22 protein-coding genes are annotated in these 23306 nt (G+C 36.8%); 10 read left to right on the top strand and 12 right to left on the bottom strand.

The features are described from left to right. Positions 1–16: 16 nt before the first annotated feature. From SUSAZ_10740 to SUSAZ_10720, 5 genes are all read left to right on the top strand, one after another. Positions 17–787 (top strand): enoyl-CoA hydratase, encoded by a 771-nt coding sequence (locus tag SUSAZ_10740; protein AHC52309.1) that lies wholly within the window; start codon positions 17–19, stop codon positions 785–787. Beyond that, positions 784–1527 carry an enoyl-CoA hydratase gene (locus tag SUSAZ_10735; protein ID AHC52308.1) on the top strand — a complete coding sequence of 248 codons (744 nt, stop codon included), beginning with the start codon at positions 784–786 and terminating at the stop codon, positions 1525–1527. Before SUSAZ_10740 ends, SUSAZ_10735 begins: the two co-directional genes overlap by 4 nt. Positions 1528–1708: 181 nt before the next feature. Beyond that, entirely contained in the window at positions 1709–2176 is a 468-nt protein-coding gene (locus SUSAZ_10730) for an N-acetyltransferase GCN5 (GenBank protein ID AHC52307.1), read from the top strand. 39 nt (positions 2177–2215) lie between these two features. Further along, positions 2216–2788, top strand: a complete 573-nt coding sequence (locus tag SUSAZ_10725; GenBank protein ID AHC52306.1) for a TenA family transcriptional regulator — start codon at positions 2216–2218, stop codon at positions 2786–2788. 124 nt (positions 2789–2912) lie between these two features. Continuing rightward, on the top strand, positions 2913–4247 hold the full coding sequence (locus SUSAZ_10720) for a transporter (protein ID AHC52305.1): 1335 nt from the start codon (positions 2913–2915) through the stop codon (positions 4245–4247). Between the two features lie 41 nt (positions 4248–4288). Here SUSAZ_10720 and SUSAZ_10715 read toward each other — a convergent pair whose 3' ends face one another. The 3 genes from SUSAZ_10715 to SUSAZ_10705 all read right to left on the bottom strand — a co-directional run bounded on the left by SUSAZ_10715 (position 4289) and on the right by SUSAZ_10705 (position 7609). Then, positions 4289–5911, bottom strand: a complete 1623-nt coding sequence (locus SUSAZ_10715; GenBank protein AHC52304.1) for an acetolactate synthase — start codon at positions 5909–5911, stop codon at positions 4289–4291. 193 nt (positions 5912–6104) lie between these two features. Beyond that, positions 6105–6626, bottom strand: coding sequence for a hypothetical protein (locus tag SUSAZ_10710; GenBank protein ID AHC52303.1), 522 nt, complete (start codon positions 6624–6626; stop codon positions 6105–6107). 62 nt (positions 6627–6688) lie between these two features. Beyond that, positions 6689–7609 (bottom strand): hypothetical protein, encoded by a 921-nt coding sequence (locus SUSAZ_10705; protein AHC52302.1) that lies wholly within the window; start codon positions 7607–7609, stop codon positions 6689–6691. Between the two features lie 118 nt (positions 7610–7727). On the opposite strand from SUSAZ_10705, the gene SUSAZ_10700 reads away from it, so the two are divergent. Both SUSAZ_10700 and SUSAZ_10695 read left to right on the top strand, forming a co-directional pair. Beyond that, positions 7728–8255 carry a peptidase gene (locus tag SUSAZ_10700; protein AHC52301.1) on the top strand — a complete coding sequence of 176 codons (528 nt, stop codon included), beginning with the start codon at positions 7728–7730 and terminating at the stop codon, positions 8253–8255. 189 nt (positions 8256–8444) lie between these two features. Next, positions 8445–12290, top strand: a complete 3846-nt coding sequence (locus SUSAZ_10695) for a peptidase S53 (protein ID AHC52300.1) — start codon at positions 8445–8447, stop codon at positions 12288–12290. Positions 12291–12355: 65 nt separating this feature from the next. On the opposite strand, the gene SUSAZ_10690 is transcribed toward SUSAZ_10695, so the two are convergent. After that, positions 12356–13381 carry an AIR synthase gene (locus SUSAZ_10690; protein ID AHC52299.1) on the bottom strand — a complete coding sequence of 342 codons (1026 nt, stop codon included), beginning with the start codon at positions 13379–13381 and terminating at the stop codon, positions 12356–12358. A gap of 115 nt (positions 13382–13496) precedes the next feature. Here SUSAZ_10690 and SUSAZ_10685 point away from each other — a divergent pair, with 115 nt between their 5' ends. After that, complete coding sequence (locus tag SUSAZ_10685; GenBank protein ID AHC52666.1) at positions 13497–13919, top strand: hypothetical protein; 423 nt, start codon at positions 13497–13499, stop codon at positions 13917–13919. A gap of 369 nt (positions 13920–14288) precedes the next feature. Here the strand turns inward: SUSAZ_10685 and SUSAZ_10680 are convergent, their stop codons facing one another. The 7 genes from SUSAZ_10680 to SUSAZ_10650 form a co-directional block, all read right to left on the bottom strand. Next, positions 14289–14696 (bottom strand): fructose-bisphosphate aldolase, encoded by a 408-nt coding sequence (locus SUSAZ_10680; GenBank protein AHC52298.1) that lies wholly within the window; start codon positions 14694–14696, stop codon positions 14289–14291. 163 nt (positions 14697–14859) lie between these two features. After that, entirely contained in the window at positions 14860–16053 is a 1194-nt protein-coding gene (locus tag SUSAZ_10675; protein ID AHC52297.1) for a glycerol-3-phosphate dehydrogenase, read from the bottom strand. Then, positions 16053–16487 (bottom strand): rubrerythrin, encoded by a 435-nt coding sequence (locus tag SUSAZ_10670; protein AHC52296.1) that lies wholly within the window; start codon positions 16485–16487, stop codon positions 16053–16055. The genes SUSAZ_10675 and SUSAZ_10670 overlap by 1 nt, the downstream gene beginning before the upstream one ends. Positions 16488–16764: 277 nt before the next feature. Beyond that, positions 16765–19011 carry an aldehyde oxidase gene (locus SUSAZ_10665; GenBank protein ID AHC52295.1) on the bottom strand — a complete coding sequence of 749 codons (2247 nt, stop codon included), beginning with the start codon at positions 19009–19011 and terminating at the stop codon, positions 16765–16767. Further along, the gene (locus SUSAZ_10660; protein ID AHC52294.1) at positions 19008–19499 is read right to left on the bottom strand and encodes a (2Fe-2S)-binding protein; all 492 of its coding nucleotides are present in this window, start codon (positions 19497–19499) and stop codon (positions 19008–19010) included. Before SUSAZ_10660 ends, SUSAZ_10665 begins: the two co-directional genes overlap by 4 nt. 2 nt (positions 19500–19501) lie before the next feature. After that, a complete protein-coding gene (locus SUSAZ_10655) occupies positions 19502–20347 on the bottom strand; it encodes a carbon monoxide dehydrogenase (GenBank protein AHC52293.1) in 846 nt (281 codons plus the stop codon). Between the two features lie 203 nt (positions 20348–20550). After that, the gene (locus SUSAZ_10650) at positions 20551–21945 is read right to left on the bottom strand and encodes a selenophosphate synthetase (protein ID AHC52292.1); all 1395 of its coding nucleotides are present in this window, start codon (positions 21943–21945) and stop codon (positions 20551–20553) included. Between the two features lie 139 nt (positions 21946–22084). Between SUSAZ_10650 and SUSAZ_10645 the strand changes: the two genes are divergently transcribed. Both SUSAZ_10645 and SUSAZ_10640 read left to right on the top strand, forming a co-directional pair. Then, a complete protein-coding gene (locus SUSAZ_10645) occupies positions 22085–22510 on the top strand; it encodes a rhodanese (protein AHC52291.1) in 426 nt (141 codons plus the stop codon). Between the two features lie 18 nt (positions 22511–22528). Next, on the top strand, positions 22529–22765 hold the full coding sequence (locus SUSAZ_10640; GenBank protein ID AHC52290.1) for a transcriptional regulator: 237 nt from the start codon (positions 22529–22531) through the stop codon (positions 22763–22765). A 4-nt stretch (positions 22766–22769) separates the two neighbouring features. Here SUSAZ_10640 and SUSAZ_10635 read toward each other — a convergent pair whose 3' ends face one another. Further along, positions 22770–23177 (bottom strand): hypothetical protein, encoded by a 408-nt coding sequence (locus SUSAZ_10635; protein ID AHC52289.1) that lies wholly within the window; start codon positions 23175–23177, stop codon positions 22770–22772. Positions 23178–23306: the final 129 nt, after the last annotated feature.

Here is a 23306-nt window from a genome sequence, read left to right as displayed (position 1 = left end):
GTAGGTAGCTTAAATATTGATGTACGAGACAATAAAACTCGAGACGAAGGATAAAAAGATTGGTATCATAAAATTAAATAGACCTGACAGGCTCAATGCAATAAACTTTAAAATGGTGGATGATCTGGTTAATGCCCTTGATGAACTAGAGAAGTCCCCAGTAAAAGTGGTGATAATTACAGGAGAAGGTAAAGCTTTTTCAGCTGGTGCAGATGTAAAAGAAATGGTTGACACTCCTTTAAAAGAAATTGTACTTAAAGGTCATATGCCTTTATGGGAGAAGATGAGGTCTTTTAAGAAACCTGTAATAGCTGCTGTTAATGGTGTGGCAGCAGGTGGAGGACTGGAACTTGCTATGGCTTGTGATATAATCATTGCATCTGAATCAGCTAAATTTGGTCAGCCTGAGATTAACCTGGGTATAATCCCTGGCGCAGGTGGTACACAGAGATTGACCAGAACAGTAGGAAAGTACAACGCGATGAAAATAGTGCTGACCGGAGAACTCATTTCTGCTAAGGAGGCTAAAGACATGGGATTAGTGGTTAAGGTTGTTCCTGATGGTTCGCTAATAGATGAGGCTATTAGATTAGCTAATGAAATAGCCTCAAAGCCCTTATTCTCCTTAATTTTAGCAAAGGAAGCTGTAAATAGGGCTCTAGAGACTAATCTTCAACAAGGTTTAGATATAGAGAGGAGAAACTTCTATGTAGCTTTAGCTAGCGAAGAAGCTAAAGAGGGTATGAAGGCATTTCTGGAGAAGAGAAAACCCAGGTGGGAAGAATGATAGTTGAGAACAAAGATGGTTATGCAATAGTAAAGTTCGATAGACCTGAGAAATTGAATGCACTTAACCTAAAAACAAGGAATGATATGATATCGATACTAAGAAAATTAAACGCTGATCCTACTGTTAAGTCAGTAATTCTAACTGGAGAAGGTAGGGGATTTTGTGTAGGAGCTGATTTAAGTGAGATGGTTGAAGATATTTACTCTGATCTCAAGTATACCTTCCAGCCAATTATCAATGAAATAAGAAACCCAAATAAACTATATATTTCTGCTATTAACGGAGTGGTAGCAGGTGCATGTCTAGGAATAGTGCTCTCTACAGATTTCAGAATAAGTAAAAAAGATGTAAAGTTTGTGACAGCTTTTCAAAGAATTGGTCTTACCTCAGATACGGGAGTAGCTTACTTTTTAGCTAAACTATTGGGCGTGAAGTCGTATGACCTGTTAATTCTAGGAGGAGAATTCACGGCAGAAGATGCTGAAAAGTGGGGTTTAGTAAAAATATCTGAAGATCCTCTGTCAGAGGCTGTTAAGTTAGCTCAAAGAATTTCTGCAGGTCCATTCTTAACTTATGTGGCAGGAAAGAAGATGGTGAATAAGATATTATTTGAGGACATGGATGATTTTCTTGAGTACGAAGCATTGTTACAAAGTGAGTTAGGCAAGACTGAGGACTTTAAAGAAGGAGTTCAATCATTCATAGAAAAACGTGAGCCCAAGTATAAAGGCAGGTAATATTTTTTAAAAACTACTTCTAAATTTGACCTTCATGTTTGTTTTATCCGTGGCTAAAATAAAAAGTTGAATTTAAACTATCTAATCTATAGTACAGTTTTCAAATGATTATACTTTAGTTTTTAGGTTTATACATAGTCGATAAGTATTTAAACTCAAATTGTAATATATAAGTGAGAAAATGAGTGAACAAGTAACATTACGAATAGCCAGAAAAGAGGATTGGCAACAAATATATCAGCTTTACTCCTCTCTGACTGATGAAGACCTCTACTTACGCTACTTCCACCTATACAAACCTACTGAAGATGATGCAAAGAAGATTGCAGACTGTTTGGATCATAGGACTATAGTAGTCGAGTATAAGGGTAAAATAATTGCTGAGGGCTCGATCTATAAAGATGGAGAATTCGCTCTAGTGGTTCATCCAGAGTACAGACAATTAGGCCTTGGTACAAAATTAGTATTAGCATTGATAAGCGAAGCAAAGAAAATGGGAATATCAAAGGTGAGATTTTACACACTCGCTGAAAATACTCCAATGATTAAGATAGGAAGAAAACTGGGATTTAATGTAAAACTTAATAGCGATGAAGTTTACGCTGAAAAAGACATCGAGAAAGAGAATGTAGTATTAACCCTTGCATAAGGAAAACTGTTTAAATTTCTCCCTCTCATCTAATTTTATATGTTAAAAGAGTTAAGACAGGAGTTAAGTAATTTAAACGAGAAAATATTAAATCATCCCTTTATACTGAGGGCAGAAAGTGGAGATTTACCATTAAGCAAACTCGAGTTGTTTTATGACCAGCAATGGTATATTGTAAATTATGATTTACGATCACTGGCGATCATGGTAAGTAGGGCTAACCAGCAAGATGAGCTAGACTTCTTTCTTTCAATTCTTCAAGGTGATTATGAAGGCCTAAAAATACTCAGAGAAGTCGCAAAGAAAACTTACTCACCACTTCCTAGTGCTATATCCTACACGCATTATCTATCGTGGTTGGCAAATTATGGTAATCCCGGAGAGCAAGCTGTAGCATTAACAGTTAACTTGCCGGTCTGGGCAGACAATTGCAGAAGGCTTGCTAATGCTTTTAAAGGTAAAGCTGATGTAAGGTTTCTTGATCTCTTCGTAAAAGTCAAAATTGATGATGATCAAGTCGAGACTATAGTCTCAAGATATTTAGGAAGATATAAAGAAATATCTACAATAATACAATTTTATGAGTTACAATTTTGGAATAGCTTACTATAAACCAATTCCGGTATAAAAATTCATCAATTTTTAAAACCATATATATATTTTAGATAAAAAATTTAAACAATAGACTTCCTTTTTCTAACATTCAATTTATTAACTGGTTATATCTATCTATCATATGGAAAGCTGGACAAGAGAAGCAAAGCTTGCCCTAACTTCCCAATTTTTAGGATTCATGTTAGATGCCTACGATCTACTATTTGTATCAGCCCTGACACCATATATAGAGAAGAACCTAGTACCACCAGGCTTAACAGGTCTTGTAGGATATTTCGTGACGTTAGCATTAGGACTAGGACTCACTCTCTTAGGAAGACCCTTAGGAAGTGCTATATTCGGTAACTTCGGTGACGTATGGGGTAGAAGAAGGACATTAATGATAACTATAGTAGGTTTTTCAGTGTTTAGTGCATTAATTGGGCTTTTACCAACATATGCCGCAATAGGAGTAGCTGCCTCAATTTTATACGCACTGTTAAGATTCATAGAAGGAATATTTGTAGGAGGAGAATATGCCGTAGGACATCCATTCGCCATAGAATATGCACCGAGTAGATGGAGAGGACTAGCAAGCGGTATTGCCCAAGGTGCATTCTCATGGGGAACTGCTCTAGGTGCTGGAATAGTCTATCTATTTATTTCAATTTTAGGAGATAAAGCAATGAGTGACTATGGATGGAGATTAGTCTTTTTCACTGGTCTAATCCCTGCAGCAATTGCTTTCATAATAAGGTACCTAGTACCTGAAACTCCTGTTTTCAGAAAGGCTCTGAGTGAGAGGAAACTAGAGAGAATTCCATTCTTCTCGCTGTTCAGACCACCAACATTATACACGTTCTTAAATGTCTTCGTGTTAATGACTGGACTATTCTTCAGCTCTTATTCACTATTTGATTTCGCTACTGGAGTACTCACTAAGGCTGGTTTGTCAACACAAGAGGCTTCACTCTATTACTCTTTAGCAGGTGTATTTGCGGCTATAATTGCTACACTATGGGGTTTATCTTCAGATTTCATTGGAAGAAAGAAGGCTTTTCTGATAGCTGCAATTGTAACTATTATTTTAGCAACGCCCTCATTCTATCTGTGGTATAATGCTGCCAAAGCTAATGATGCTGGATTGTTATTCCTTGGTTCGTTCTTGATAGGTTGGTTAACTCAGTGGCCTTGGGGACTTGTACCAGTATATCTTTCAGAAAGATTTATAACAAAGAGAAGAGCTAGCGGTGTCGGTTTCGGTTATAGTTCTGGAGTATTTATATCAGCTTGGATGCCAATATATTCTATACCATTGTCAGCATATTTTGCTGGTATTGAGGGAGGAGACCCATGGTTTGTTGCTGCATTCTTCCTAATGTTAAGTGCTGTAATTTATGGAATAGCTGCTTTAGTAGGACCTGAGACTAGAACAGTGGATCTGTATTGGACAGAGGAAAGTCAAAAAATAAGGTAAAGAAGAAAGTCTCTTATTATTATTTTTTATTTTTGTCTAAGTCATCTAGTTTTTTCTACTATCACTTGTAAGATCGATAGTCCATGATTCAATATAGCCTCTTTCAGAGAGTATTCTAGTTCACTAACTTCTTCTATTATTTTGTAGAAACCTCCATATGCTTTAACCCCCTCTCCTATATTATATCTTTTGAAATCTGCTCCAGGATAGTTCTGCCTTTTTCTTGCCTCTCCCTCAGGATATACATGGACTGTGGCTTCTGCACTTGCAAGCCAACCTCCATTGTCATAGATTATCACTGTAACATCACCCCCATAACTCCTCACTGCATAATAGAATGCATCAGGAACTCCAAATATAAAGGATCCATCACCTACAGTAGCTATTACTTTTTTGTTTGTGGCTAGACTGAAACCGAAGGATGCACCTAAACTCCAACCCAAATGACCAAATGCGGGATCTGAGAAGTATTGTCCAAAATGCAGTTTAGCATATTTCGGATTGAACGGGTATTCATTAAATATGGCGTATTGGTCTCCCAGCAGTTCCTTAGAGAGCTTGGTGATCATATAAGAGAGTAATCTAGGATGTATTTTATCCCTCCCTTTGGACAATCTCTCTATCTCTTCGGTCTTCTTCTTATCTTGTTCTCTTCTAATTTCTAATACCTTCTCCTTCCACTCTTTCTTTTCGGTCACTCTTAATTTGGAAAATAAATCTGAGACAGTTGATTGTATACATAGGTCGCAGGGAAATCCATAGAAAGGTATATAAGAATAAGAGGGATCTACGTCTACCCTTATTACCTTAGCATCTATTTTTCCGACCTTCTTAGGTATCCATGGCACTTCATTTTCTACAACGATCACTAAATCCGAATTTTTTATGTCAAACTCATATAACCCAAAGTCACCTTCGTAGTTTACCACTTCCCCGATGTAATGTACTACAGGGATTCCTGTGTTATCAACAAATTTCTTCATCTCATCAAACCATTCCTTTCTTCTACCTGCCCTCCAGGTGAGTATTATAGGTCTTTCACTTTCCTCGATCATCCTTTGGGCTATCTTAATGTCCTCTAATCTAGCTCCAGGTTCAAAGGTTGATAACTTCCTTGATATTCGAGACTGTGTCTTTTCTACGCTTACTTCTCTAGGAATCGTTATGTAAACTGGTCCTCTTGGTTCACTGTAAGCTAGCTGAATCCCTCTTGCTATAGCCTCAGGAATTTGTTCAACTTTTCTTATTTCGAAGTCCCATTTTATCCATTGCCTTACCACTGTCCCTTGGTCTCTAGCTTCCTGGGTCCAGTGGATTCTGAGATTTCTACTTCCCTCATGTCCCTCCTCCGTATAAGGACTTCTACCTGCTATAACTATAAGTGGAATCCTTGACGTGTAAGCATCTACAATTATACCTAGTGCGTTCAATGTTCCCGGAATGGTATGCACTGCTGCTACTCCAGTTTTACCCGCAAGTGAGTAGCCCATAGCAGCTGCAGTAGCTGTTATTTCATGTGGTACAACAATAAACTCAGGCAAAGTTCCATCTTTTGCTTTCTCCTCAATAAACGCTGCATAATCCGTACCTGAAACTATAAATATTTTATCAACTCCGCCCAACTCTTTCAAATTTTCCAAAAATACTTTGGCACCAGATTCCATAATGTATAATATAAATTCAGGTATTTATACCCAATACTGAAGGAAATTCTTCTACATGTGGGCTGAATTAAAGAAAGGAAAGTGAGTATCTGACCCACTCCCCGCCCTAAAGGGCGAGGTTTGTAATTCTTTTATCATATAAATTAAGGTTGAATATTTCAGATGGAGAACAGTTCGTATCGTAATACTAATTCTAAAGCACTCTCCTTTTAGTGTAAAAAGACATTATTAACATAAATAACCCTATCATTTTTATTACATCTCCAGCTACAGAGACTATGCCTAAGTTTATTAGATACATGGGAAGCCCTATCGTGTATATTAGTGCACCATAGAAAAATAATGAGGAGAATAGTCTATTCACGTTATAAAGCGAGAGATATATAGAGATTCCTGCAATAGGCTCAAACATATAACCTAATATTAACGTTTCAATTCCAATAAACTGATTCAATTGGATTAGTATAAGTCCAGCAAAGGCTATGATTATTGCTAATGCTCCAAATACTCTCATAAAGAAACTTTTCTTGAGGTTCGATCTAGAATATGTGATATAAGAGGGTAGGGCTAAGATAAATATTATCCACATCAGTAATTTAGATGTGGTTGAAAATAGGTACTGAAGTCCATTTATGAGGACTAATATAAGTTCAACTAAAATAAATGCTGATGCTATGATACTAATCATATTCCCCCTGTATATCCTTTCACTCATAATTCATAGTCCAACTTTATATAATTTAAAAGATCATTTCAAAATTTATTACACATTTGATCTCACTCTAAATTCCTCGGAAGATATTTAGTAGACATGCCTAACTTTATCGTCCTTATAGTAAAATTATGTCTATTCAAAACGAGGAAGATTAACACAGCTGAAATGAAAAATATTGACGATAAAGGAAGATTTACAAATCGCATAAAGTAAGAGAGGGCTGACAATATTGGTATTGGGAAAAACTTCCCGTAATTATATCGGGATGTCGAATATGTAATACAGTTAAAGAAGAAGGGTATCATAACCCCGAAAGCGAAAGCATGTATTTGCTCTCCCAGAAAGAGTGAGGAAAAAGATACAACTACGGCTACAGACAGAGTTAAAATTGATGATAGGTTTCTCTCCTTCACTTGACTTTTATATAATAACCATAAAACATAACCTACAACTGTTACACTAATTGAAATTGGGTACAGCAGAACTAAGATAAAAATGGGAAATTGTTTGAACCCTAGTTTAGCTTTTGCTCCTAAGGTTGCACTAAATACCCCTATATTAACACCCAATAGATAGAGAAGAAGTGGAGGTACTAAAATAGAGTATCCAAATTTGATGTAAAATATCCAACCTATTAGGGAAGCGAATGGCGACGATAATACTAACAAGTTTAAAGGAAATCTACTGCCGTATCCTCTTATATCTGAGACGGACCACAGTTCTGTAATTATCAACACTAAGGATGCAAGAGCTTGGAAAGGGTAATAAGGTATAGCCAAGAGGAAGAGCGAGGTAAGATGAGTTGCGAGATAGTTTCTAGCAGGGAAAAATAGCCTGGAGATCATTCCAAAGTAGATAGAATAAGTTCCAATCATCATAAAGTAAAAATGTTGAGGTAGATTATTGAATACTGATATCCCTCCTATCCCCCAGTACACTAACCCTAGTATCAAATAAGGTATATTAACGCCCCACGGCTCTATCTCCTTAATTTCATTCTTTTTGTTTTTCACTAATTTCCGATCTTACTCCTGGTTTAAAATATAAGACCTTAATTTTAAGGTGGTTAATCTTAAATTTTATGAACAGTCATATATATTTATGAACGAAAAGAAAGTCTTGTTTGTTATAGGAGAGGAATTCGAGGATATAGAGTTCCTTTACCCCTATTACAGGGTAATAGAAGAAGGCTTTAAGCCAGTAGTTGCCTGGAAGGAAGCCAGAGCTAAGGTTACAGGTAAACACGGATACAGTGTTATTTCCGATGTTGCCTTCAAGGACGTTAGACCTGAGGATTATTTAGCATTGGTTATACCTGGTGGAAGGGGTCCTGAGAACATTAGAAACAGTGAAGAACTAAAGGTCTTAACAAGAAGGTTCTTTGACCTGAAGAAACCTGTTGCTGCCATTTGTCATGGTCCTCAAGTTTTAATATCTGCAAATGTTGTAAAGGGAAGGAAATTGACTTCTTTTGGCTCAATTAAAGATGATGTTATAGCCGCAGGAGGACAATATGTTGATGAGGCAGTTGTAATTGACGACAATCTAATATCTTCAAGACATCCTGGCGATTTACCTTACTTTGCAGCTTCACTTGTAAAGGCATTGAAGAGTATCGAGAAGAAATAATTTAAGTAAAATATTTTTAACTTTTTTTCTATATTTTACTACGTCCCATGTTTAGAATATTAAACATTCTGTTATTTTATCTTTGGAAAAAGTATAATAACTATAAAACTTTATGCACTAGTTTAAAAATAATTTGGATCCTTTAATACTTAAATAAAACTTATATATTTTTGAATACCACAAGGATTCATGAAGTATACTAAAAAGATAATATCTATCTTTTTGGTCTGTATTTTTATAATACCAACTACTTTAATTTTAAAGTCCCAAGCAGCTACACAATATATACAGCCAATTAACGTAAAGGGTTTCAGTGAAGCTGGTACCCTTCCGTCCAATTATCCTGTGGAATTTACAGTTTACATACCCCTAAAGAATATTGACCTACTCTATTATTACGTAAGTCAAATATCAAATCCTTCGTCTCCTCTTTATCAGCACTTCCTGACAGAAGCGCAGGTAGAGAAATTATTCTACCCGACTGATCAGTTCAATGAAATATTAAGTTACCTCAAAAGCTCAGGATTTAATATAGTTTACACTGCAGCTGATTCTGTTATTGTAGCAACAGGAACAGTACAACAAGTTGAGAATTACTTAGGAGTACAATATGTAATGATGAGTAATGGAAGCGTATCATATTACACTGTGTACGGAACACCAAAAGTGAATAATGTTTACATATACTCCTCAAACGTAACGAAATTAATATTTGGACATCCAAGTACACTTATCTCGGAAGGATCTTTAAGTTCTTTCAAGAGTCTACCCAATACTACTGCACCCATAGAGGCATACTGGCCAACTGCACTCCAGAAGGTTTACAACTTGACCTCACTATACAGTAAAGGATATGAAGGTCAGAACTTTACCATAGGTATTTTAGATTTTGCCGGTAACCCTTACGTAGAACAGCAGTTAGCTTACTATGACAGTATTGTTAAGTTACCTAATCCTCCTAGCTTCACTATTGTTCCAGTTGGTCCATATAATCCAGGCTTAGGTATTGCTACAGGATGGGATTTAGAAATTAGTCTTGATGTGGAGTCGGCTCATACAATGGCGCCTAAAGCAAATATGGTCTTGTATATTGCAGATTTTAATTTGCCATTATCGGCAATAATTGCATATATTGATCAGCAACATAAAGTTAATGTCATATCTCAAAGTTTCAGTATAAGTGAAAGTTCCTTATCTAGTTTTCCCGCTCCAATTTATTACACCAACATAGCTCTCACTGATGTATACTATGCACTGGGATCAGTAGAAGGCATAACGTTTATTGCAAGTAGTGGAGATGCAGGTGGTTCAGGTTATAGTAATGGTCCCTTAGGGACACCTGGATATCCATCTACTTCCCCTTATGTTCTTTCAGCCGGAGGAACTACAACATACATTCAATTCCCTAATGGCTCATTCTATCAGACTGCATGGTCCAATTATGGATTTGTACCAAATGGAGTAAACTATGGGGGAGGCACTGGTGGTGTAAGTATTGCGGAACCTAAACCTTGGTATCAATGGGGAATATCTTCTCCTAAAACATATCCGTATGGTAGGCTTGGTCCAGATCTTTCAGCAAATGCTAATGTTTACCCTGGAATATATATAATAGGCGGATTTAATCAGACATTCATTACTGGAGGAACAAGTGAAGCTTCTCCACTACTAGCAGGAATGCTCGTAGCTATTATGAGTTATGTTAACCATAGTCTAGGGCTCATAAATCCTCTATTATATCAGATAGGTGAGAATCCTCAGTTATACTCTAAAATATTCTACCCAATAACATTTGGGTATACCATTCCATGGACATCTAGTTATGGCTACAATTTAGCCACAGGTTGGGGAGCTCTGAATGCAGGAGAGTTTGCGCAATACTTAAAATCGTATAAATCGGTACTTAATAATACTCTATCCATCATAGTTGAATTATTAGGTTCACAAGGATCTCAGAGCACATTCATGCCGGGAGAAACGATGACTGTAATAGCAAATATAACCAACAATCGAACTGTAGTTTCATCAGGTAGCTTTAATGCAGTATTAGAGGATTTGTATGGAAATGTGACTAACATACCTCTAACTTATAATTCAAGCCTTCGCTTATGGACAGGACAGTTTACCCTTCCGTCAACTGCTAATGGAATCTTATCAGTTGTAGTATATGGAAGTTCTCAAGGAATAAGTGGCTATGGTTTCACTGAGACATTTTCAGGCTATTACGTCACTTTCTTATCTCCAGTAACTATGTCTCCATTCTATTCAGGCATAAATCCAGTTGAAGCAATCGTCACAGATATTAACGGTAATCCTGCGCCTGCTAACTTTACAGTTGAAGCCTCTGTTTACTCTTATAATATAACAGATAATTCATATACATTCCTCACTAACATTACTCTAGTATATATTAATAATGTAGCCGCATGGGTAGGTACTTTACCAGCTAACTTAACGGTAGGTGATGATCTAATTTACGTGAATAATGCTTATGGTATTGTAGCATTCTCTAATGGAATATATCTACAATCCTTATTCATTCTACCCCAAGTTATTGCTGAACCTGGTGGTGTTGCAAGTGGTCAGTCAATAATAATACAAGGAGTACCATTAACAAACATTCCTGATCCTTTTATAGCACAGGGAATCACAATAAAAGCTGAGTTACTCAACCAGCAGGGTGAAGTTGTGAGTCAAGGACTTGTCACTTTTAGTCCATTAGGTCTATACTATGGCTACATACCAATTCCTCAGAAAGTAAATGCTGGTCTATACACTATATTACTATTCGCAAGTTTTAATTCGTCAACACTGGGTCAAGTATTTACAGGTTTCTTTTACGGACAGATCTACGTTGTACCAAAGTACAGTGTACCACAAATAAATATTCAAAAGTATGTATATCAAGGTCAAACAGTATACGTCTATGCTAATATCACATATCCAAATGGGACACCTGTAAGATATGGAATGTATTCAGCTACAGTTTATCCAATGACATTCAGTTCCAACTATTCAAGTATAAGTGCGAATGTTAATATACCATTATTCTACAATCCTTCTACTCAACTATGGGAGGGCAATTTCACTTTACCATCATCTTCCTCATTAGGCAACTTCAGCTATTTCAAAGGTTTAACTTACTTCACAGGTCCATTCCAGATACTGATTTCAGGAGTTTCTGCAGATGGTGTGCCTACAACAAATGACTTAAGTTCTGCATATACCTTCTATGTAACTCCATATACACTAATTGAAAATCAGACCCTATCGAACGTGGAATTATACAATATGGTTTTAAGAAACGTAAATATAACGGGTTACTCCATTTTAGGAAGTAATGTTCTCCAGAACGTAGTTCTATCAAATGGTAACTTTATGCTAGTGGGCTCTAATGTGTCATCCATAACCATCGAGAATGCCAATATTACAATTGTAAATTCACAGGTTGCCTCAATAAATGCGGTAAACAGCAATATTAACCTAATATCCACAACCGTTAATAGTGCAGACTTAACTAACTCCAAGATCAGTTCAGAGATAAATTCTAATATTCTCAGTGTCTCGCCAGCCCTTCCCACGATTCAAATAAGTGTTCCCTCAGGTAATCTAACTGGTACAGTAAATATTGGTATAACAGTCTCAGGTAGTCAAGTATCGCAAGTGAGTCTATACCTAGATAATCAGTTGTTGACCACATTTAGTGGTAGTGGAACATTTAGCTATCAACTTAATACCACAAAATATCCCGACGGTACTTATACATTGGCTGTTGTTGCTCAGCAAACTACAGGGTTATTCAATAAGACATCAACATATGTAACATTTAGTAACCAATTAAATCAAGGTCTACAATCTGCTCACAGCGAGATTCAGTCGGTGTCTAACACCCTAAATAGCAATTTACAGTCAGTATCCAGTACACTTGACTCGAGATTGTCCTCTCAATCCTCAATTGCTACTGGAGCGTTAATAGCTGCTATTATAGCACTGGCATTAGGAATAGTTGCTATATTTATTAGTAGGAGAAGGTAAATGGAAAAAATGTTTTAAAAGTAACCAAGATTTTTTATTTTTTCTCTTTTCTTCTAGATAATATTTCACATTTCCTTAGATAGCTTGAAGAAGGCTCTCCAGAACGGATCCTCTTCAGGTGGATTTACTTTTCTCTTGGCCCCATCCTTACCTACCAATTCAACTCCCTCGCCATTATCAATCTTTCCAATAATTTCAGCCTCTATTCTATTTTGAATGAGCTCTCTCTTTATCTCCTCCCCCTTATCACTTATAATAATCATGGTACCTTCACTTATTGATGACCATGGATCAATCTCCACTATTCTGGTTATTTCCCTAACGCTGGGTCTAATGAATAATCTACTCTCATATATCTTTATCATCTTGTTCGTGACCTTTGCTATTTCATTTAATGCTCCATAAACTCCTCCTTCAGTAGCGTCATGCATTAAGTGGATACCAATCTTTGAAGCTATAAGTCCATCCTTCCAACAACTCATCTCCCAGTATAAGTTGTAGGCATCTTCGAAGAGTTCTTTGCTACTGATTCTCTGTTTAAAATACTCTGGATGTAGATTGGTCAACAACGCTACTGCCTCAATTGCCGGTCCCTTAGTCATTATTACATCATCGCCTACCCTAACCTTTGATGGCATTCCGACAGTTTCTTTACTTCCGATACCTAACATCGAAAAGCCTCCAATCATGGGATAATCTGTGCCCTCGTATACACCTGTGTGCCCACCAACTACCATTACCCCTATTTCTTTCATAGCCTCATGCATCCCTACCCACATATCTTGAAATTCATCGTCTTTTATACTGGGCGGAAGATTAAGATCAATTAACGCATACTGTGGCGGAATTCCTGATGTCATTACATCACTCGCTAAGATGTGGACTGCAAACCAGGCTGATTTTCTGAATCCAAGTTGAGGTACAATAAATACGGGATCCGTTTTAACTACTAAAACCCTTCCGTCATTCAGGTCTATTACGCCTGTATCTACACCATTCTGTGGTGGTACTATAACTTCCTCTCTTATCTTACCCAGATGCGGATAGATCACACTGGAGAATACTTTTGCGTCTATCTTTCCTAATCTCATGCCTTATAATTTATAATTATTATTTAAATCGTTATATCCTCTCAAATTTAACAGTAAGTTACCGTTTAAGTGTATTGATTATATTTTTTATAATATTCTTCTCTAATGTGATTCTATGGTATGTAATTTCGCAGTATCTGAACTACCCTCTGACTTCCCCAAGGACGATGTCGACGTCTATAGGTTAATCTGTGAAAATGGTTCCTATTATGTTAGAATTGACTTCAGTGAGAAGCCTCACTATCTAACTATAACCAATGAGAACATACTGTTTCACTCCGAGTTCTTAGTTAAGCTAGGGAATGAAGGTGAGGTTGAAGAGTGTAAAGTAAATTCTGTTATGAAGTCTCTGGTCTACGGTCTATTACACGAATTAGGTATTAGAAGGATAGAAGTTAATAAGAAACTAGAAAGTTTGCTTAAGAAGATAACGGATAGAAATGTTAAATCAACATCTGAGATAAATCAGGTTAGGTCAGAGATTATTACATTATACTCAGATTCTTCAGCCCTACTATCTTTTAAAGAAATTATCTAAGTTTCTAGATAAGGAAGTGGAAGATGACTGTCTATTTGCTTAAGATAAAGCCGAAATCTTGATCACAAGGGAATCTGAGTTATATAACAATACTTGACTGAAATACGGAATGATTTGAACATAGTGATAAAAAATTGACCTCTATCTCATTTATATTCTTACCCATAACCGCGGTAGCAAGTATATTGACGATAAGTTTTAACGACTAACCGTCTAACCTTAATTCACCATACTTCGGTCTGTCTTTAGTACTCCTGCTGACTTCCTCCCCGCCCTAAAGGGCGAGGCTTTCGTCATTTTGTAATTTAGGAATTGCATTAACAATTTACTTGAGGAAAATAGATTGGTTGTTACAAAAATAAAGAGCTGTTAACCTATAACTTGTTCACAAACTTCATAGGCGTCTTTAATCAAGTCCTCTGCCAGTTTCTTATCCAGTTTCACTGTGTATTTGTAGTTCTTGTGAAGTACTTGTAACTCCATATCTGTGCTCTTTTCTCCCTGAAGATCAAAAATTAGGTATTGAACTGTTGAGAACTCTCTACCTTGTTCCCTTCCTCCCTCAGGCTCCCCTTGTATTAATTTACTTCCCACTTTCAGGTAAACCTCATTATAAATTCCACCTAGATTGTCGAATACCCAGTCTAAGTCCTTGAAGTCATACGCATGTATATATAGTGTAGCTTTAAGTTTTCCGTTGCATGGTAGGAGTGTAGAGTAGACCTGTATTTCCCTGAGAATATCCTCTTTCTTATATAACTTATCTAGATATATCATCTCCTGTATTTGGTGCGCTACTGTGTCTCTGTTCTCAAATAGTAGTGATAGTCTCTCTCCTAAACTTACTCTTCTTATTTTCTTTATTTCAACTATTCTTTTAACTCTGTCTTTTCTTACCTTTTCATACTCTTTCCATGGGAGGAATTCTTCTACACTTAACTTAACCGTTTTTCATCGCCTCCTTTAATAACTGTATAGGATGTAATGGCCTCTTATTAGAGGCTTTTTCAATTTGAAGCCCAGCAAGTGGGCACTCAGTCATGAATACGTCAGCTTTACTTTGCTTAAATGATTCCATCATTTTACTTCCAACTCTCCTAGCTGTATTGTAATTCCTTAAACCCCATCCTCCGTCAATACCTGAACAGCCCTTATTTGATATCTCAACCTTGGCTCCTAGAGTTCTAAGTAATCGAGGTCCTGGCAAACCAACCTGCAAGTACTTTAAATGGCAAGGTGGATGATAGTATATGGTCTTGTCAAATTTGGCATTTAATTCAATTTTGCCTTCATTTTTCAGCTTTTGTAGATACTCAATAGAGTCATAAACTTTAGGTACTTTTTTATCAAGAACCCTATGGTATTCTTTGATCATCAAAGCACATGTAGGGATAGGTACAACAATGTCATAGCCCTTATTTATAAGCTCTTCAATTAATTTCATATTATGTTCTGCATTCTTCTTCAGTCTGTTAACATCTCCTGCATCAAGCATGGGAGCACCGCAACACAAAAAGTTTGGTATTATAACTTCTATACCTAAAGAGTTATAGACTTCTATTAGATCTTCACCTATATCTGTAAAGAAGTTATCTACAAGGCAAGTAGTGAACAGTGCAACTTTAGCCTTGGGATTTTCTATCTTCTTGGGTTTGACTTTTTCCTTCAAACCTTTTTCAGAAACGGGCAAAGTGGGGGCGTCTTTGTGTAGTCCAAGAACTTCTTTTCCTTTTTGCATTAAATGCTTTACCAAAGGTCTAGCTAAGTTGGTTGCATCTAACATTTCAAACATGTAATCTTTAATTCTAAGTCCAGTCTTGCTCTTATAATATAACCACGCCCATTCCATTAGACTAGGGAAATCCATGTTGAATTCATGGGGAGGGATATAGGGGCAATTCACATAGCAAAGTTTACAGTGAAAACACTTTGACGCAACATCAAATAAGTCATCTAGGGTAAGCTTGTTTAAGTCCTGTTCTTTACTGTCAATTTTTTTAAATAAAACAGGGAAGGAATCACAATAGTTTACACACATTCTACAGCCGTGACAAACTGTTACTTGCCTAACGAATTCAGAGTATAACTTCTCAGAATTAAAAAAAGAAGGATTACTTGGATTTAAAGTATACATTACTTGCCTCCCTTGAGTAACTCTAAAGCCTTAGTGAATTTCTCTGCGTGGCTCTTCTCTGCTCTTGCTAAAGTCTCGAACCATTCTGCAACGTCTTCAAATCCTTCCTCTCTAGCTTGCTTTGCATAACCAGGGTACATTTGTGTCCATTCGTAGGTTTCTCCAGCTATTGCAGATTGCAACATTTCTTCTAATGTCCTTATTGGTTTATCTGTAGCTGGATCACCAATTCCTCCTTGCTTTATGTAGTCTAAATGTCCAAATGCGTGGGCTGTTTCACCCTCAGCTATGCTTCTCATTAGCTGAGCTAGTTCAGGATATCCTTCTTCATCAGCAGTCTTAGCGAAGAATAGGTATCTCCTGTTTGCCATTGCTTCTCCCATAAATGCGTGTCTTAAGTTTTCTGCAGTTTTACTATTTTTTATGTCCGCCATAAGAATCAATAATATATGATGATGGAGACTATTTAAGTGTTTTCATTATCAATTAGGAGTAAATCAAAGAGAAGAATTATTTCAAATTATTGTTATATTGGTAAGAGAATAGAACTTTAACATAAAGCCTGATTTTAGACAAGGTTATGTTGAAAAGTAAATTTGGATTCTTTTTATGCAAATAAGTGGTTAGAAGTCTGAAAAGGAAATAAAGTCATATAACAGTGTTATAAGCGAAAATAAAGAAGGATGGGAAAAAAGCGCGAGAAAGAAATTTTCACTTTTTACTCATCATAGCCTTGTATATTTCCTCAGGAGGAGTTGGCGTTTTTGTAAACCTTGCACCTACAGCGTCTTCAATAGCCCTTATGATAGCTGCAGGTCCTACAATTAATGCAGCTTCTCCAACACCTTTGGTTCCTGTTGGGTAATTGGATGGGTGAGACTTATCTGCAAAGTAAGATATGAATCTTGGAGCCTCTACAGCTGTAGGAACATAATAGTCGGCATAGGTTACGCTTAGTTGACCGTTTTCATTAATTATAGCCTTCTCATATAATGCTTGTCCTACACCTTGAACTCCTCCACCATGTATCTGTGCCTCTGCCAATGCAGGGTTAATGACTTTACCTATATCGTCATAAGCCCTGTACTCCACAACTCTGGCTATTCCTAAGTCGTCAATCTCAACTACAGCTACGTGAACACCATATGGGAATGTAACGTCATTTTCATAATATATCTTCTCCACTATAGGTTCTTTTGTTGTAGCTAGGCTGGCTACTTCATCCCAACTTGCTTTCTTACTTGGGTCATTCTTCACCGAGAATTCTCCATTTTCATATCTTATCTCCTGTACATCAGCGTTGAAGTAGCTCGCAGCAGCTTTCTTCATTTTGTCTAGGACTCTTTCAGCAACCTTTAATGCAGCTGAGCCACCTATAGTTAATGATCTTGAACCATATGTTCCAAAACTACCCTCTACAATATCAGTATCTCCCCATACAACTCTTATTTTCTCTATGGGTATTTGTAATGCGTCTGCAACTATTTGGGCTATAGCAGTTTCAGTCCCTTGACCATGAGGAGTAGTTCCAGTTATCACTAATACATTTCCCTTATTGTCTACCTTAATCTCTCCATACTCCCAGGGACCGAAGCTACATATCTCCAGGTAGAATGCTAGTCCAACTCCCACTCTATGTCCTTTACTTCTCTCTTGTTGAGCCCATTTCCTTAGTTCGTTGTATTCTAGCTTAGCTACACCATCTTTGAACACTCTTATGTAGTCTCCTGTATCATATCTGAGTCCAAATGGATTGGTATATGGTAATTGGTCAATAAGATTCCTTTCCCTGATTGTCACATCATCTAGACCTAACTCGTCGGCAACAGTACTCATTATTCTCTCAATTATATATGTAGCCTCAGGTCTGCTAGCTCCTCTATACATGGTTATTGGGGGTGTTGTAGTGTAAACTGCTGTGCTCTCTATCTCCAGGTCACGAACCTTGTATGGTCCAGGTATCATTACGGGTATTATGGTAGGTTGGATTCCTGCGGTTAGCGTGAGGTAGGCGCCTAGATCAAGCAATAGTTTACCCTTGATGCCTAAGACAGTCCCGTCTTTCTTCACTGCGACTTCTCCAGTGAACACATTACTTCTAGCTTCACTTGCTAGCATCTCCTCACTTCTTGTTGCTGTCCACCTTACAGGTCTTCTTAATAATATTGAGGACGCAATTACTGCTAACTCCTCTGCCATAATGTGAACTTTACTACCAAATGCGCCTCCCACATCAGGCATGGCTACCCTTATCTTAGTTTCAGGTATTCCGAAAATTCTAGCAAACTCACTACGTGCATAGTGTGGTACTTGTGTAGAATACCATACTGAAAGTGAATTTCCATCATAAACTGAGAGAATACCTCTTGGCTCCATTGGGTTTGGAATTAGTCTCTCATTTATTGCCTCAACTTTCACTACTTTATCAGCTTGGCTAAACGCTTTCTCAATATCTCCTGCCTTAAACGGTATCTTATAAGACACGTTGGTTTTCAACTCATCATGGACTATTACTTCATCTTTCTCAGCGTCTTCCATTTTTAGTACTGGTTTTAATTGTTCGTATTCTACGTTTACTTTGTCTATAGCGTCTCTAACAGCATACTTATCTTGTCCAATCACTATTGCTACAGGTTCTCCAACATATTTTACTTTGTTATCTTCCGGAAACGCCTTCCTCTCCTTAAATCTGAATAGACTTGGATTTACATATGCTGAAAGTACTCCAACACCACCTTTCAACATCGGATTGATATCCTTACCAGTAAATACAGCCACGATCCCGTTAACTTTGAGAGCATCGGTAGCGTCTATTCTCTTTATATTAGCATGGGGATGTGGACTTCTCACAAAGCCTGCATAAAGGGACGGTATTTTTATATCGTCAATATAGTTACTTCTTCCTGTGGTGAATTTATCGTCGTTTAATCTTTTTATGGATTTACCCGAGTAGGTCATGATCTCAACCTCTTAGAAGCATCTAGAACAGCTTTAACTATATTCTGATAACCTGTACATCTACAAATATTACCGTGTATCCCATCCCTTACCTCCTCTTCTGTGGGATTTGGATGCTCCTTTAGGAAGAAGTGAGTTTGCATAATCATGCCAGCAGTACAGAATCCACATTGTAGTGCAAAGTTTTCTTTAAAAGCTTCTTGAATTGGGTGTAACTTGGAATCACTTGATAAACCTTCAATCGTTGTTATTTCTGCCCCATCAGCCTGTGCAGCCAAGACTGTACAGGATTTAACTGATTTACCATTCATTATTACTGTACACGCACCACAGGTCGTTGTATCACAGCCAACTTTAGTTCCCGTTAGACCTAACTCATCTCTTATGAAATCCACCAACAGTGTTCTTGGGCTCACATATTTTTCATACCATACTCCGTTTACTCTTACTCTTACTTTTACCCCTTCTCCTTTCTTAACAACTAACACCTTTAAGCCACCTCCTTAAATGCTTTCATGGTTAGAACTTTAACAACTTCCCTCCTATACCAGGAACTTCCCCTATGATCGGAGGGGGGATTGACTTGACTAGAAACTTTACTTGCAATATCTTTCACTAGGTCATCGTCCAATTTCTTTCCAATCACATTTTTTTCAACTTCCATGGCTCTGAATGGCTTATCATGAACTCCTCCATAGGCTAATTTAATATCCTCTATTTCATTTCCCTTTAATTTAATGGCTAGTGCAACTGAAGCCAGGGCATAATCTCCGGCTCTCCTTACAACTTTTTTGTACACAGTTTTATACCCGTCTAACACTGGAACCTCAATCTGAGTTACTAATTCTCCTTTGTTCGTGTCTGTTGTAAATGGTCCCTTGAAGAAATCAAGGGCTTTCACAGATCTGCTTCCTGAAACTGAGGAAAGAATAATTGTTGCATTTAGTGCAGTTAATACGACTGGCATATCGGACGCAGGGTCTGCATTGGAAATTGCCCCACCTATTGTTCCCATATTTCTAACTTGCATGTCTCCTATTGTTCTTGTCGCATGATGCATTAATGGTACTTTAGATTTTAGAATATCATTACTCAGTATGTCGTGATATCTCGTCAGAGCTCCAATACTTACGCCATTTAGGCTTGTCTTTACGTAATTCAGTTCATTGAGCCTGTTAATATCTAGTATATAATCAGGTGACAGAACTCTCAGCTTTAACATAGGAATTAGGCTCTGTCCACCAGCTAGTGGTCTAGTGTTGTCATTTCCTTCCAGGAATTTTAGAGCTTCTTGTAGGCTTTCTGCCCTTACATAACTAAACTCAGGCGGATACACATTTTATAATATATTCATAAGTATTTATTTAATCATTAAAATATTTTTAACTTCTAAAGCATAAATTTGTGAAAAATTTACATTGAAAAATGTGGACAGACTCAACTCTTTTTAGGAATATTACTGTTTCTCCTAATTATTTTTCAAGGTAAATTTTTTAACTCAAATTGTATAAAATATGTATAAGTAGAAATATTTATACTTTACTTTAACTTAAACTCCTTAAGTACATTAGCCCTATGAATGTATTTTGTAACTATTTGTGGAGCATATACAATACCATCTCCCTTACGTATAACCTTACCTATAACCCTTGGTTCTTGTCCTATTTTCTTTAGATCTTCATATAACTGATTTATCACATCACTATGGGCAAATATGACTATAGCACCATTAGTTCCAGCAGTAGAATTAGGTATTATAAAATTCTCTGTGGAGAATTCATGAATATCTGAATCGATTACTGGAATATCAGTTATTTCAACGTCAACATTTGCCTTTTTAGCAAACTCCTTAACTACAAATAAGCCAGGTCCTGTGACATCAGTAGTAATAGCTATATGGCTTCTCTCATCAAACTGCTTTCCAAAGGGAGGTAAATAATTGTACATGGTTTTCGCCACATCAATATTAGGTTTCTTCATGTAATCTAATGCCTTTCTCTTAGCATCCTCAACCCTTTTTATTGTGATTCCTCTCTTCTCAAGTTCTTCTACTAGTTCTGGAACAGCTAATATCCACATGGATAAGTTTATTGGAGTTAATTCACCTACTGGTCTTGTAACTAGAATTTCCATTTTCTCGTTCACGTTATTATAAAAAGTTGGCAACTCATGATCAGACTTACCTATAACAGTTGCCCCAATCATTAATGTACCTACTTTAGGCTGAATATCATTTTCCATCTGGAATGAATATTTTTCAGAGAATACTTTGTAGTTCTCTAGGAGTTTTGTCCTTAACTCCTCTAAAGGAGCATCCACCACAGGAACAATCTCGATATCCTGAAAGACCCCCTTAGTGAACAAATCATTTAAGGAGTTTGAGATAGCTACATCAACTTGAACCTGGGATCCTGGATCGTCCAAAGGATCCACGATCTGAATGGTATCATTATTTGTGACAGTGTATGAGTTTTCCTTATCTCCGTCTAATTTGAATAAATCCAGCACTGCCACCTCACCTTTTGGATTTGTGGTCACTATGGAATGTCCTTTGCCTATTGTCAATTTCCTATTAGTTTTAATTGAAGTGTAAACTCTCAGTAGAAACTCACCAAATTTATCTGGGCTACTTGCAGTGTTCTGATTAACCTGAATTAGAGCTACTGCTCTATCGGCATCAAATTCACCTGAGTTTATTATCCTCTTTCTCGTGGTCAACTTTCTTGAGATAAATATATCTGCATCCTCTCTTGGAGTTATCTCTATATTTAGTTTATCTAATACTGGTCTTATTTTAGTTATTGCTGGGTATACAGTGTCAATGAGGTCAACCTTCACTGCACAACCTGTTGCTAAAGACAAAGGGTTTAGTCCCATTCTCTTATATTTCTCTAAATTCTCTCTGAATCTGTCAACCATCTTATCAATGCTCATGGGTTTTCCTACTCAGGCTAGAAATAAAAGCTTATCTAATGTAATTTCTTATTCAAGTAATTATAATAATAATTAAATATATTTTGTAAAACTTGTATTATGCGATACATTTATATTCTTGTCTATTAGATTTAGTCCGATGGTTCAAATAACTGAGAGGAGAACTCCTTATTACAAAAACGTGAAGAACGTTCCTCCCTCAGTGGTGAGAGAACTCTATAAAAAAGGAGAAGTAACAATAGTTGATATAAGAAATCCATGGGAATATGAAGACCACCATATACCGGGAGCAATATTAATTCCAATGGATTATTGTGACATATTACTACCTAAGTTAGAGACAAAACAAATAGTACTAGTATGTGAACACGCAAATAGAACTACTTGGTTGATAAACTCTAAACCTGAACTCTTCGAAGGAAAGACAGTATATAATATGTTGGGTGGTATGGAGCTTTGGATGAACATGGGATATGAGACAACCTATGGTATGGATAGTAATGGAATGTTTTGGAAAGACTACATATTGAAGAAAGTTGCACCAAGCGAAACTCTTAAGAAATAAAATGGGGGATTATAGCATATGGAAAATCTTCCGCCCTCTGCTAAGCTAGTTCTAAAAATACTTATGGAGAGAAGGAGCCTTAGATTTAGAGAATTAAAGGAAGAAACTCAGCTTCCCACAAGGACACTTTACTATGCCCTAAAACTCCTAAAGGAGAAAAAAGTAATAAAAGCCATGCCTTGTCTGGACGATACAAGAGAAAGAGTATACTTAGTCGTGGAATCAGAAGAGTGTTATAAGCTTTTTAACGACTAAAAATTTACTCGATTATATTTTGGGCAATAACTATAATTCCCATTTTACTAGCTAATTCATAATACCTCTTGGGTATTGTAAACGCTACTAGAAATCTAAGTATGGGTTTATTGAATTTTCCCGATAACAATTTCTCCCTAACTAAGAGTTGTTCTATTGCGCCATAATCAGCAAAATTCTTTGAGACGAAGAGATATACCTTATCTCCTTCCTCATAATACATTATAGGCAAAACATAACCTATATGTAAAACTCCAGTATCGTCGACCACATACTCTCTCCTAATCTTGCCGAGTTTTATTCCCTTATTTTCTAACTGAGGTTTAAACAGATTTATTATAAGAAATTCTAATTCCTCTTCTTTAGCAGACATATCTTTTAGAAACTTTAATATCTCCTCTTCAAGCTTCATTGTTAATTATTAAATTAACTGGTATTTATATCAATTATCTTAGTCTTCCGCTTTTTTAGAGGAGACAATCTCGTAGAGTTAAAAGGATAAAAGTAAAGGCTCATGAGTTAGCTATCGTAATGTCATCTC

Origin of the sequence: Sulfolobus acidocaldarius SUSAZ, from assembly GCA_000508305.1 — an archaeon.
GTDB classification, from domain to species: Archaea; Thermoproteota; Thermoprotei_A; order Sulfolobales; family Sulfolobaceae; genus Sulfolobus; species Sulfolobus acidocaldarius_A.
This window is presented reverse-complemented; position numbering and strand designations above follow the sequence as displayed.